Below are 11965 nucleotides of genomic sequence, written 5' to 3'. Positions count from 1 at the left end.
GGACTACGTGGCAAACCTCGCTGATATCTCAACCGGTTCCGTTGGCAGCCCCGACGGCTGGAGCACCATCTTTGTCAGGTCAAAGATCGGTGACGCAGTCTGGGCAAAGGCAATGGCCGCTGGCGTCTTTGAGACCCAGCCCATCGAAAAGGTCAAGCCCGGCCTCGAACTCGTGAGCAAGCTTGCAAACGAGAAGATCACGAAGAACCGCAACACTCTCGAAGCCAGGAAGACCTTCGGTGTTGGCAAGGCTCTCCGGAACCCCTACATCTAAACCTTTTTTTTTGGCTGCCACATCCATGTGGCACGATAAAATCCGTTTGAATATCTATTCGAAAGACGACAGGTCACGTTTTTACCCGCCACAAAAAAAGAAAACCGCGTGATTACGGGGAATATGAAAGACCGTGACCGTTGGTCAGATCCCCCAGGTTTTAATCTCCCGCAGTGAAGCGCCCGGTGTCAGGTGCAGGAAAAATCCCGATACCGCGCCCTGCAGGGCGGCTTCTTTTGTGGGATAGGCTCGCATATCGCGGTAATAGTCTTTTGCGCCTTTTTCCCGGACCGCAAGGTTTGCGATACCGAAATATTCGCTTTTCACCCGTATGATCTTGATCTTGAGGGGGACTTCGACATCTCTGACGTTTATCTCGTAGATCCCGATCAGTTCGCGTATCTGGACGATGTCCGGATACTGCCGGGCGAGGTCGTCATCCGGTGCTGGTGTCACACCCGTATGTTGCCGGCCGGAATGGAAAAAAGGTTCCATCTTTCCTGCCGCGGGTCGTGTGCCCGGCAGAATGATTCCAGCCTCCGGTTTTCTGGTGCTGCATACCCAATAAACCACCGGCAGATTTATACTAACCGGGCATAAACAGGAATTACCTGCTTTAGGAACCGGGTGTTTCACGGAGTGAAACCTGACCCGGCTCTGCCCGCAGAACCACAAAACCGCAGCCTTTATGCCGCTGCCGTTTTTATTCACTAGAGAGTACATGACAAAAAAATGCGGGAACTGTGGTGCACCCGCTCCCGACAGCAACTCGAGGTTTTGCGACCTGTGCGGGGCGGCACTCAAAGAAGAGCCGGTAACACCGCAGGGGTTTCCTGTCTGCCCGGCCTGCGGGGCCATAGTCTCTGACAAGATAGCCCAGTTCTGCGATGTGTGCGGCGCACCGCTGGCAAAACCGGTCTGCCCGGTCTGCGGCAATACGGCGCCATCTATCCATTCCAAATTCTGTACCCGGTGCGGTGCCACGTTTGTACCGGCAACCCCGATAAAAAGCCGTGCCGTTCCCCCTGCCATACCAGTAGCCGCACCTGAACCGGAACCCGAACCTGTCGTCGTCAAGATCAGGAAAGGACGCGTAACGATGCCAGAGCATCCTCAAGAAGAATGGGATCCATGGACGGATGACGACCCAACATTCGATGTACAGAACGTCGCCCCGCAGGAACCACTTCAGGAGCAGAAGCAGTACGCATACCTCCCGCTCGTTGCCGATGAACTTGCATCGCCTGCAGAGACCGTCTCCTACCAGGCGCCACAAATAGCGCAGATTTCCGTGCCTAAAAAAAAGTATTCCCACCTGCCCCTGATCGCCGACGAACTAAAAGAGGACGCGGAACGTCGATCAACTGCCAACTCTGATAACGAGGGGCAATCCTCGACACATAGCGACAAGCGGGGGAAAAAGAAAGGCATGTTCGGGTTCAGGTGACCCCCGGAGAGTATACCGAAAGCCGTTTTTAGAGACACTCTTTTTTAGATCTTTATTGACCGGCGTTCACGCAAAGTATTCCACGATATTGCGGAAGATCGTCATGTTGAGCGATTCTTCAGGAATGCATTCCCCGGTCCGCCGCATCTGCTCCTTTAAAAGCGGCCAGTCATAGAGGTTTACAAACTCCATCGCCCGCTCGGGATGCGGCATCATGCCCAGCACCTTGCCGTCAGCCGACGTGATACCGGCGATATCCTCCACCGAACCGTTCGGGTTATAGGGGTACTCGCCGCCGGCCGGGGTCAGGTCCTCCCGGCAGTAGGAGAACGCGACCTGCTTGTTCTTTTTGATACGCTGGAGGGTCTCGGGGGAGCAGGAGAGGTTGCCTTCACCGTGGGAGACCGGGCACCAGAGTTTTACGATGCCATGCGTCCAGATATTCTCGGCGACCGGCCTGATCGTGACAAACCGGCATTCGAGCCGCCCGCCCCGGTTGGGCATGAGCGCGATATCCCGCGAATACGTTTTGTCAAACGCGGGCACGAGCCCGAGGTTTGCGAGGATCTGGAACCCATTACAGATCCCAAGCACCAGGTTATCCCCGTCAAGGAACTCGCACAGGTCGTCCCAGAGGTTATTCCGTACCCGGTTCGCATACGCATTACCGGCACCGGTATCGTCCCCGTAGGAAAATCCGCCGGGGAAGACCAGCAGCCGGTACGCGGACAATTTCTGCCGCCCGTCAATTAAGTCGTTGATGTGGACGATGTCGGAGTCCATCCCGGCCCGGAGGAGTGCCTCCCTTGTTTCCATCTCAGAATTGATCCCGTAGCCACTCATGATGAGGGCTTTTTCCGGGATCAGGCCATGCCTGGGTTTCCCGCCATCGGCCGGCTGAAGAACTGCCATATCAGAACCCCCCAAACGGCATCTTGTATGCCGCTTCCAGTTTTGAAATTTCCGGTTCGAGAAGAAGCGTCTGGCCCGTTATTCGCAGCCGGCTGCCGCCGGTTTTCCCGAGCAGCACTGCATCGGCGCCCATGATCCGCTCGAACTCACGCTTGTGGTCTGGTGCGACCGTCACGACGAACCGGCCGAGCGACTCCGAGAAGAGGAAATAGTCCGGCCGCATGACGGACGGGATCGTGAGATCCATCCCGAGCCGGCCCGAGACTGCCACTTTTGCGAGTGCCACGCCAAGGCCGCCGTGGCTGACCGGGAATGCCGATGCCACCAGTTCGTGCGAAATGGCGTTGTGGAGGTTCTGGTACCGCAGCTTTGCCGCTGCCGCGTCAAGCGCTGGCACCGTGTTCCCGGTAAACCCGAGATGGGCAAAATACTCCGAGCCGCCAAGTTCCTCCGCAGTGTTGCCGATCACGTACACGAGATCACCGGCAATCTTCGCATCGATCGAGACCGACTTTACCACATCCGCATGAACCCCGATGGATGAGATAAGGAGCGTCGGCGGCACGGAAATCTTCACCCGGTTATTCTCTGCATCGTACCCCGAGAAATCGTTGAACATACTGTCCTTCCCGGAGATAAACGGTGTCCCGAACGCTTTTGCATAATCGTAGCATCCCCGTGCAGTTTCCTTGAGCTGCCAGAGCCGCTCCGGTTCGTCAGAAGAACACCAGCAGAAGTTATCGAGAAGCGCGATCCCGTCAGGATTGATGCCGAGCGCCACAAGCCCCCGGATCGCCGTGTCGATGGCGGCCCCGGCCATGCGGTACGGGTCAATCTCCGCGTACGAGGGAAAGAGCGCCTGCGAGAGCCCGACGCCCTTTTTCGATCCAAGAACCACTTTTGTCAGCGTTGCCGGGGCCTGCACCCGGCCTTTCCCCTGTACCGGCCCGAGCACGTGGCCACCCTGCACGGTGTGGTCATACTGGATCGTCACAAATTCCGTGGAACAGATATTTTTGCGGGAGAGCATCGCACCAAAGAGTTCGTCCAGCCGTGCCGGGCAGGGCAGAGCCGGCTCGGGATTCTTCACCGTTACCGGTGTTGTCATGAGCGTCTTTTTGGGCAGGCCGTCATGGAGGAATGCAAGTTCGACATCCATCGCGACAATGCCCCCGCACTCGACCAGGCACCGGCCGGTGCCGGTGAACTCGCCGATGACCGTCGCTTCAACCTCCCGGCGCTTCATGAGGTCCATGAACGCGTCGACTTTCTCCGGCGGGACGGCTAGCGTCATACGCTCCTGGGACTCCGAGATCCAGATCTCCCAGGGCGCCATGCCGGGGTACTTGAGCGGGACCCTGTCGAGGTCTACCCGGCAGCCGTTACTCTCTTTTGCCATCTCGGCAACCGAGCAGGAGAGCCCCCGGCCCCGTTGTCCGTGATGCTCCGGTACAGCCCGAGGTCCCGGGCTTCCTTGACCAGGACATCGGAGAATTTCTTCTGCGTGATCGGGTCGCCAATCTGGACTGCCGTCACCGGGCTCGCGGGGTCAAGCGCCTCGGAGGAGAACGTGGCGCCGTGGATGCCGTCTTTACCCACCCGGCCGCCGACCATCACCACAAGATCGCCGGGCTCGGCTTTCTTCTCGGAGAGCCTGACGCCGTTTGTCTCTCTTGGCATCACGCCGACCGTCCCGGCAAAGACGAGCGGTTTTCCCGCGTACCGGTTGTCGAAGTAACAGAAACCCTGCGGCGTCGGGATACCCGAGCAGTTCCCGCCCACGCCGACGCCACGGACCACGCCGTCAAGGATCTGTCGCGGTGAAAGGACCGGGTTCTTCTTGTCTTTTCCCCGGAACAATCTGATATCCGCGGCCGGGTCGCCGACGCAGAAACCATAGACGTTCATGCAGGGCTTTGCACCAAGACCAAACCCAACCGTGTCCCGGTTTACGCCGACAATTCCTGTGAGAGCTCCGCCAAAGGGATCGAGCGCTGACGGGGAGTTGTGGGTCTCGACCTTGTGGGTTACGAGGTTTTCGTCATCAAAAATGATCGCGCCGGAATTATCCGTAAAGACCGTCACGCAGATATCGCGGTCGCCTTTTTCCTTTCGGATCTCGTTGGTCACGGCCTGGATGCAGGATTTGTACAGCCCTTTTGGCACGTCCTCGTCCAGTGCCGAGGCAAAGATCGTGTGCTTGCAGTGCTCGCTCCAGGTCTGGGCAAGCGATTCCACCTCCACATCGGTCGGCCACCGCCCGAGCTCGTCAAAATAGTTCCGTATCGCGTGGAGCTGGGCAAGATCGAGCGCAAGCGGCCCCCGTCGCCCACCGGTCTCCGGGTCCACGATCCCCTCTTTTCCCAGGAGTACGAGATCCTCATCCGGGATTTCAAGGTCCACAAGGCCGACACCCTGCATCTCGTGGAGCTGCACCCGGGGAACCACCCGGTCCATCCCCTTGTTCCCGTACTCCTGCCGGGTTTTGATGATGACCCGGTTTACGAGAGGATTTGCCAGATTATCGCCAAGCCGGGTTATTGTCTCAGGGGGGAGATGCCCGCGGACAAAATAGAGCTGCGATGAATAGACCGCATCGCCGCGAGAGAATTTCACCTTGAGATAATCCTCAACCGTCTGGCGGGCCGTGGTGCCCACGTTGTCGGTCACGCCCGGCAGAAACCCGACCTCGATCGCATAATCGAAAAATGCGCTTGTCGCTTCGTCCACCACAAATTCCTGCACTACCGGGTTTGACAGCCGGGCACCGATCTCATGGAGTTCATCGCGGGTAAAATCCCGGGAACCGGTTGCGATCGTGTACACGTCGGCCAGCTGCAGCTCGTCGACTGGAAAACCCAGTGTCCGGACTCGGTCCGTGCGGGTTTGAAGCCGTGGATCTTTTTTATAGTGAACTTCTATGCGGTGGACAAAAGAAGCCATGCGTAATTGTGTGCCCTTAAGGAGAAAATAGATATCGTCCTTACCTGAAAAAAAACAATTAAAAAATGGGGGAGATAATTTTTTTATAATTTTGCTCTTCTTTTTTGCCATCAGCAAAAGACGTGCAAAAATAGTGGAAGGAGATTTGAGGCGATTTCTTTGGGGGCAGTGCAGTTTTTGGGACTTGTTAATCCTAAATCGGGCGAAGAACCTTTAATAAAAATCCTTAAAACCCCGTACCAACGGATATGGTACCAATGAAATCCTTACAAATCCTTATCCTCATTCTTGCCGTCATCTGCCTCGCCACAGTCCCGGCCTCCGCAGATACACCGACTAATACCACTGCGTTCGAACGTACCGTCACCGATGATTACGGCACCACGATCACGATCCATGGCGAGCCCCAGCGGGTAGTCTCTCTCGCCCCGGCAAACACCGAGATCCTCTTTGCGCTCGGCCTTGGCGACCGGGTAGTCGGGGTGACCGATTACTGCAATTACCCGGCAGCAGCAACAACAAAACCAAAGATAGGGGGATACAGCACGGTGAGCGTCGAGAACGTGATCGCGCTAAAGCCCGACCTCGTTATCGCCTCGGACGGGAACGGTGCCGAGCTCATCGGCCATCTTAAAAAACTCAACCTGACCGTGATCGTCACCAACCCGCAGAATGTGAGCGGTATCCTCAACGACATCACGTTCGTGGGCAAAGCGACCGGCGCTGACGACAACGCAACGGCACTCGTGGATTCGCTCACCGCACGGATCCGGAGCACCGGGAAGAATGCCTCGGCATTAACGGTGCACCCGAAAGTCGCCCACATCATCTGGAACGATCCCATCTACGTGAGCGGGAGCGGGACGTTCCAGGACGAGCTCATCAGCATGGCCGGCGGCACGAACGCGTTTGCCGGCAAACAGGACTATGCGACGATCGGCACCGAGGATTTCATCGCGGCCAACCCGGATATCCTCATCGTGAACTCCGGCACCGGCATGGGAGGCAGCGAGGACTCTGTGGCGCAGTACTTCGAGAACGAGACCCGGTTTGCGAATGTCGGGGCCATCAAGAACCACCGGGTCTACGTGATCGATTCCGACACGATCGACCGGGCCGGGCCCCGGATCGTGGACGCGCTGGAGATCGTTGCCGGGGATATCCGGACCGCAGACACCGGTTCACCGGCAGCGACGCCTTCCCGGGCTGCCCCGGGTTTCGAGATGGTACCAGCCCTTGTTGCGCTGGCAGCCGGGATGGTTGTTGCCCTGCGGCGGATACGATAGTACCGGGGATATAATCTGCCGAAAAAGAGCAAAAGGTCATATCGGGCATACGCAAAATTAAATACACATACATACACAGAACTGCGTATGTCCACCAAAACCATCAGCATCACGGAAGAAGCCTACGAGCGGTTAAAGAGCCTCAAGAATGATGAGTCCACCAGTTTCTCCGAAGTTATTGTAAAATATTATCCGGTCCGTAGGAAATTGTCCGAGGTCCTTGAAGAACTGGGGGACTGCTCCAGTCTCGCAGATACCATCGGCAAGGTATCGCATGAGATGCGGAAAACGAAAATGCGAAACGTCAGGTTTTAACAATGCCGATCGCGGACACCTCGTTTATCGTTGACCTGATGAGAAAAGATCCCGGTGCGCTTGCATGTTACCGGGCATATGAAGAGGATGGCATTGTCCTTTTTACGACCGGCATAACAGCACTTGAGCTCTATAAGGGAGCGTTTGTCTCAAAAAACGACAGTAACCGAATCAAAGTACAAACGATCCTGGAATTATTTATCGTGCTCCCGGTGGACGAGTCAGTATACGAGGCATTCGGCAGGATTGCCGCAGGACTCTGCCTGTCAGGAAATCCGATCGGGGATTTTGATGAAGTGATCGCTGCGCTTGCACTCTGTAATGACAAAGAGATCATAACCCGGGATCGTCATTTTGAAAAGATCCCAAACCTTTCCGTGATATCGTACTGATGGTTTTTTACTGGTTCCCCAAAAAAGCACAACACTATTTTACTTAAATCAACCATAATTTAATCACATGCAGAAGGGGTATGCGGCCATCATTGTCCTTGCAGTGCTCGCCGTGGCAACAGTCGTCGTCTGCACCGGTTTTGGGCCGGCGGGGACGCCGTTTTTCGGCCTGTCCGGCAACGATGCCGGATCGCTTATCCTCTTTGACGTCCGGCTGCCCCGGGTCATCGCCGCGATGCTCGTGGGCGCCGGGCTTGCCGCGGCCGGCGTCGTGATGCAGGGCCTTTTCCGGAATTCCATGGCAGACCCGTACCTCCTTGGCACCTCATCGGGTGGGGCCCTCGGGGCCGCCCTTGCAATCGTCTGCCTTGGCGGGGCGTTCCATTCCCTCCTCGCCTTTGTCGGCTGCCTTGCCGCATCGTTTCTCGTCTACGGCATCGCGCAGAACAAGGGCCGCGTGCAGGTCGAGCAACTGCTGCTCACCGGTATCGCGGTCTCGATGTTTTTTGCCGCCATCCTCTCCGCCATCATGTATTCCTCGGGCCAGAACCTGCACCAGATCCTCTTCTGGCTCCTCGGCGGGTTCTGGAATGTTTCATGGGACGACGTGACGCTCGGCCTCATTATCATTCCGGCCGCACTCTGTCTTCTCCTCTTTTCCCGGGAGCTCAACATCTTCTCGCTCGGGGAAGACGATGCGACCCATCTTGGGGTCAATACCGAGCGCCTCAAGCTCATTCTCCTTGGCATCAGCTCGCTTATCACCGGCATCGCGGTCGCCATTGCCGGCTGCATCGGGTTTGTCGGCCTGATCACCCCGCATGTCGTGCGGCTCGTGGTCGGCCCGGACCACCGGGTGCTCCTCCCGGCTGCGATGCTCGCCGGAGGGATCCTCCTCGCGCTCTCCGACACCGTGGCCCGGACGATTGGTAACGAGATGCCGGTCGGTATTGTCACGGCATTTCTGGGCGCACCGTTCTTCATCTGGCTCCTGAAACGGAGGTATGCCGCATGATCGAACTTGCCGGCCTCGATGTGCACTACGGGGCAGCAAAAGTGCTCGACGCGATCACGCTTGAAGCAAAAAAAGGCGTCTTTGTCGGGATCATCGGCCCGAACGGTTCGGGAAAGACCACGCTCTTAAAGGCGATCAGCCGGGTGGTCGCGCCCACGGGCGGGATCATCCGGCTCGACGGCCTGCCGCTCGCGGATATCTCCAGCCGGGATCTTGCACGGTCGGTCGCAGTCGTCCCGCAGGAGACCACCGTCGGTTTTGATTTTACCGTCCGGGACGTGGTGCTGATGGGGAGATACCCCCACCTCGGCCGGTTTGCAAAAGAGACAAAATGGGATCTTGCCGCCTGCGACCGGGCCATGGAACTGACCGGCATCACGCACTTGTCCGACCGCTCGGTAAACGCGATCAGCGGCGGCGAACTCCAGCGGGTGATCATCGCCCGGGCGCTCGCCCAGGAGCCCCGCCACCTGCTCCTTGACGAGGCAACCTCTCACCTCGACATCAGCCACCAGGTCGAGGTCCTCACCACGATAAAAAAATTGTCCGGGGAGATCGCGGTTATCGGCGTCTTCCACGACCTCAACCTCGCTGCGTATTTCTGCGATGAGATCATTGTATTAAAAAACGGGAAGATCGAAGCGGCCGGTACCCCGGCCGAAGTGATCACGCCCGCGACCCTCCAGAAGGTGTTTGACATCGAAGCCTCGGTCAGCATCCACCCGGTAACCGGAAAACCGCTCGTCATCCTGCTCCCGCTCTCACGCGAGGTGGTGAAAAACGACTGCCGGGTCCATGTCATCTCCGGCGGGGGGACCGGCACGGAGATCATCCGGGCCCTGCACCGGTCCGGCTGCCGGGTGACGACCGGGGTCCTTGCGATGAACGACACAGACTACGCGGCGGCAACGGAACTGGGGATCGCCTGCATCACGGAACCGCCGTTCTCGCCCATCACGGAGAACTCGCAGGCGGCACTTGCCGCACAGATCGCAGCAGCCGATCTGGTCGTCCTGACATCAGCGCCGGTCGGGCCGGGAAACCTCGACAACCTCCGCGTCCTTGCGGAGGCAGAAAAAACACCGGTCCTCTTCCTCGCGGATGATGGCCGGGCTACGCTCCCGGATTACACCGGCGGAAAAGCCACCGCGTATCTTGACCGGATGACAGCCGCACACCGGCTTGAGGTTGTCACCGGAAACGATCTGATCGACCGGTGCACGCACTGGAGGGAAAAATAATGACTGCACGCTACGGCTGCTCGACCTTCTGCTGCATGGACCTGCCCCTTCCTGAGGCCCTCGCGCTCATCCGGGAAAAGACCGACCGGATCGAGATCGTCTCGGAGGGGTTCCACGATCTCTTCCGGTCCCACGAGGCCTGCCACGCGGTCGACGCCCAATACTCAGTGCATGCCCCGCTCTCGGACCTCAATCTTGCGAGCACGAACGACCGCATCCGCACCGCCGGCCTCGGTGTGATCGACGAGCTCGCGGGGATCTGCGACAGCATCCACGCGGAGACGCTCGTGGTGCACCCGGGCTATTTCCCGTGGGCGAACATGCAGGGCCTCTCCCGCGACGCGCTGCTCCTGTCGCTTGACGCCATCCCCGCCATCCAGCAGGAGCACGATGTCAGGATCGCGATCGAGAACATGGGCGCGTGGGAATGCCTCCACTTCCGGCAGCCGGACCTCCTCTCCGAACTGGAACGACACGACATCGGCTTTGTTCTCGATGTGGGCCACGCCCGGCTCAACAACAACCTTGAGGAGTTTGCCCGCCGCAGCCGGCCCTGCCACGTGCACCTCCACGACAACTGCGGGACAAACGACGACCATGCAGCGTGCGGGACCGGCACGATCGATTTTGCCGCACTCCTCCCGCTCCTGCCGGCATCCGCGTCCCGGGTTATCGAGTGCTCCCATATCGAAGCGTACGAGAAGAGCGTAGCGTACCTTTCCTCGCTTGAAAACCAAAGGGAACGGTCTCCCGGATAAGTCTGCAAACGACAGATTATACCCATAAAGAAGTAAACGAGATGATCATGCAGGCAGAGATCCCCCGGATCCTGATCGCGGGCACGCACAGCGGCTGCGGCAAGACGACGATCGCAAGCGGCCTGATGGCGGCACTCGTGGCCCCCAGGCAGCCGATCTCTCCCTCATATGACCTGCGGATCGTCTCCAAAAACCCTTCCCGTACAAGCCCGCTATAGTGCAAGTATAATTCCCGGTTAATAAGGTTATTTTGGAAAAATGCGTGTTTTAAAGAGAATTTTTGAATGGCATGAACAGCGCTTCCACGGGAAACCGATCACAAGGGATCACATGATTCCGGCCCTCCGTCAGAGAATCGATCCTCAGGTACCTGTATTCCCTGATCCTAGGAAAGACCCCCGGTGACTGTCGGAACACCTGTACCCTGCCCCTGTGGTTACTTGGATCGATCCGTGGTCTCCCACCAGATCTTCGCGTACTTTGAATTCCCGGCAACCACCACTCCGTCGTGTTCCTGTCGCACGAGCGGCGCCAGGTACGCGTCGAGCACCCGCTCCTGTTTCGGGGTCGTCACGCTGAACCGGTGCCGGAAGAATGCGGTCAGCTCGTTGCGGGAGGAAAACCGGTACTCTTTGTTGAGCCGCATCATCTCAACGTTCGCGTAGATCCCGGCCTCGTACAGCACCTCAAAGAGACAGTTGGTCTTCGGCCCGGAATAGTACGTGCTCCCGTGCAGCGGCTGCCAGAGATCGGCATACATCCGCTCCCAGAACGGCATGTCCACGAACCAGTACAGGCAGACCTGCCCACAGGAGACTGCATCCATCTTCAGGAGCGCCGCCCGGATATCTTCCATCGTTAAGGAGAGCGAGGCAATGACGAGATCGTACGGCCCCTCAAGATCCTGGACCGGTTCGATATCTTCCCAGCGTTTCCGGATACAGGAAATATTTATGATTCCCTGCACCCTGCACTGCTCCATGAGGACTGCAGCCATGCCGGCGCCGGGCTCGATCGCGGTCACGTCCTTTACGAGCGGGGCAAGCGGGATAGCGAGCGTCCCCGGCCCAGCACCGATATCGAGTACCCGCGTTTTTTTTGTGAGCCTGAGCCCCGCAACGGTCGCCTTTATCCTGTCATCAGATTCGTTCCCGACATTTGCCGCATACCGCTTCGCATTCTCCGGATCGTTCCAGTTATGAGACGAATCCTCGAAATGCTTTGAGGATTCCTGAAGGTGCTGCTGTTCCATCCAGATCTTGTTCCAGCCGGTGGATTTTTGGGAGGAGTCCGGTGCAGGATACATAGGGGTACTATCAATCATCCCCGGTAATGAGGTTTTTGCCCAGGCCTTGGCAGGAGCTGTATAAAAAAGAGGCTTC

Annotated in this window: 12 protein-coding genes and 2 pseudogenes; 9 read left to right on the top strand and 5 right to left on the bottom strand. The window is 57.9% G+C overall.

Annotation, left to right across the window (positions count from 1 at the left end; all coding sequences use genetic code 11):
- Nucleotides 1-274 (top strand): Coenzyme F420 hydrogenase/dehydrogenase, beta subunit C-terminal domain (locus WCX19_RS08260; RefSeq protein WP_373007011.1); only part of this gene is annotated, 274 nt, incomplete at its 5' end.
- Between the two features lie 144 nt (nt 275-418).
- Here WCX19_RS08260 and WCX19_RS08255 read toward each other — a convergent pair.
- A complete protein-coding gene (locus WCX19_RS08255) occupies nt 419-730 on the bottom strand; it encodes a hypothetical protein (protein WP_373007009.1) in 312 nt (103 codons plus the stop codon).
- Nucleotides 731-995: 265 nt separating this feature from the next.
- On the opposite strand from WCX19_RS08255, the gene WCX19_RS08250 reads away from it, so the two are divergent.
- A complete protein-coding gene (locus WCX19_RS08250) occupies nt 996-1721 on the top strand; it encodes a zinc ribbon domain-containing protein (RefSeq protein WP_373007007.1) in 726 nt (241 codons plus the stop codon).
- 66 nt (nt 1722-1787) lie between these two features.
- On the opposite strand, the gene WCX19_RS08245 is transcribed toward WCX19_RS08250, so the two are convergent.
- From WCX19_RS08245 to WCX19_RS08235, 3 genes and pseudogenes are all read right to left on the bottom strand, one after another.
- Nucleotides 1788-2633 carry a phosphoribosylformylglycinamidine synthase subunit PurQ gene (locus tag WCX19_RS08245; protein WP_373007019.1) on the bottom strand — a complete coding sequence of 282 codons (846 nt, stop codon included), beginning with the start codon at nt 2631-2633 and terminating at the stop codon, nt 1788-1790.
- A gap of 4 nt (nt 2634-2637) precedes the next feature.
- Nucleotides 2638-4890, bottom strand: a pseudogene (locus tag WCX19_RS08240) (AIR synthase related protein); the annotation flags it as partial.
- A pseudogene (locus WCX19_RS08235) lies at nt 4887-5054 on the bottom strand (hypothetical protein); the annotation flags it as partial. The pseudogenes WCX19_RS08240 and WCX19_RS08235, both read right to left, overlap by 4 nt.
- A gap of 779 nt (nt 5055-5833) precedes the next feature.
- On the opposite strand from WCX19_RS08235, the gene WCX19_RS08230 reads away from it, so the two are divergent.
- The 7 genes from WCX19_RS08230 (at nt 5834) to WCX19_RS08200 (ending at nt 10801) form a co-directional block, all read left to right on the top strand.
- On the top strand, nt 5834-6862 hold the full coding sequence (locus tag WCX19_RS08230; RefSeq protein ID WP_373007005.1) for an ABC transporter substrate-binding protein: 1029 nt from the start codon (nt 5834-5836) through the stop codon (nt 6860-6862).
- An 87-nt stretch (nt 6863-6949) separates the two neighbouring features.
- Nucleotides 6950-7177, top strand: a complete 228-nt coding sequence (locus tag WCX19_RS08225; RefSeq protein WP_373007003.1) for an antitoxin VapB family protein — start codon at nt 6950-6952, stop codon at nt 7175-7177.
- Between the two features lie 2 nt (nt 7178-7179).
- A complete protein-coding gene (locus WCX19_RS08220) occupies nt 7180-7569 on the top strand; it encodes a type II toxin-antitoxin system VapC family toxin (RefSeq protein ID WP_373007001.1) in 390 nt (129 codons plus the stop codon).
- Nucleotides 7570-7636: 67 nt separating this feature from the next.
- Nucleotides 7637-8584 (top strand): FecCD family ABC transporter permease, encoded by a 948-nt coding sequence (locus WCX19_RS08215; RefSeq protein WP_373006999.1) that lies wholly within the window; start codon nt 7637-7639, stop codon nt 8582-8584.
- A complete protein-coding gene (locus tag WCX19_RS08210) occupies nt 8581-9825 on the top strand; it encodes an ABC transporter ATP-binding protein (protein WP_373006997.1) in 1245 nt (414 codons plus the stop codon). Before WCX19_RS08215 ends, WCX19_RS08210 begins: the two co-directional genes overlap by 4 nt.
- Nucleotides 9825-10583, top strand: coding sequence for a sugar phosphate isomerase/epimerase family protein (locus WCX19_RS08205; RefSeq protein WP_373006995.1), 759 nt, complete (start codon nt 9825-9827; stop codon nt 10581-10583). The genes WCX19_RS08210 and WCX19_RS08205 overlap by 1 nt, the downstream gene beginning before the upstream one ends.
- Before the next feature lie 47 nt (nt 10584-10630).
- Nucleotides 10631-10801, top strand: coding sequence for a hypothetical protein (locus WCX19_RS08200; protein WP_373007021.1), 171 nt, complete (start codon nt 10631-10633; stop codon nt 10799-10801).
- Nucleotides 10802-11019: 218 nt separating this feature from the next.
- Here the strand turns inward: WCX19_RS08200 and WCX19_RS08195 are convergent, their stop codons facing one another.
- Nucleotides 11020-11889 carry a class I SAM-dependent methyltransferase gene (locus WCX19_RS08195; RefSeq protein ID WP_373006993.1) on the bottom strand — a complete coding sequence of 290 codons (870 nt, stop codon included), beginning with the start codon at nt 11887-11889 and terminating at the stop codon, nt 11020-11022.
- Between the last annotated feature and the right edge of the window lie 76 nt (nt 11890-11965).

The organism is Methanoregula sp. (assembly GCF_041663825.1).
Lineage (GTDB): Archaea > Halobacteriota > Methanomicrobia > Methanomicrobiales > Methanospirillaceae > Methanoregula.
Note: the sequence above shows the minus strand (reverse complement) of the source record. Positions and strands in the feature narration are given on the sequence as shown.

Bases quoted from the DNA above. Each gene is read 5' to 3' on its own strand.
- WCX19_RS08210 (WP_373006997.1), top strand. From the start codon at position 8,581: ATGATCGAACTTGCCGGCCTCGATGTGCACTACGGGGCAGCAAAAGTG.
- WCX19_RS08220 (WP_373007001.1), top strand. From the start codon at position 7,180: ATGCCGATCGCGGACACCTCGTTTATCGTTGACCTGATGAGAAAAGAT.
- WCX19_RS08215 (WP_373006999.1), top strand. From the start codon at position 7,637: ATGCAGAAGGGGTATGCGGCCATCATTGTCCTTGCAGTGCTCGCCGTG.
- WCX19_RS08230 (WP_373007005.1), top strand. From the start codon at position 5,834: ATGAAATCCTTACAAATCCTTATCCTCATTCTTGCCGTCATCTGCCTC.
- WCX19_RS08195 (WP_373006993.1), bottom strand. From the start codon at position 11,889: ATGTATCCTGCACCGGACTCCTCCCAAAAATCCACCGGCTGGAACAAG.
- WCX19_RS08205 (WP_373006995.1), top strand. From the start codon at position 9,825: ATGACTGCACGCTACGGCTGCTCGACCTTCTGCTGCATGGACCTGCCC.
- WCX19_RS08225 (WP_373007003.1), top strand. From the start codon at position 6,950: ATGTCCACCAAAACCATCAGCATCACGGAAGAAGCCTACGAGCGGTTA.
- WCX19_RS08250 (WP_373007007.1), top strand. From the start codon at position 996: ATGACAAAAAAATGCGGGAACTGTGGTGCACCCGCTCCCGACAGCAAC.
- WCX19_RS08200 (WP_373007021.1), top strand. From the start codon at position 10,631: ATGCAGGCAGAGATCCCCCGGATCCTGATCGCGGGCACGCACAGCGGC.
- WCX19_RS08245 (WP_373007019.1), bottom strand. From the start codon at position 2,633: ATGGCAGTTCTTCAGCCGGCCGATGGCGGGAAACCCAGGCATGGCCTG.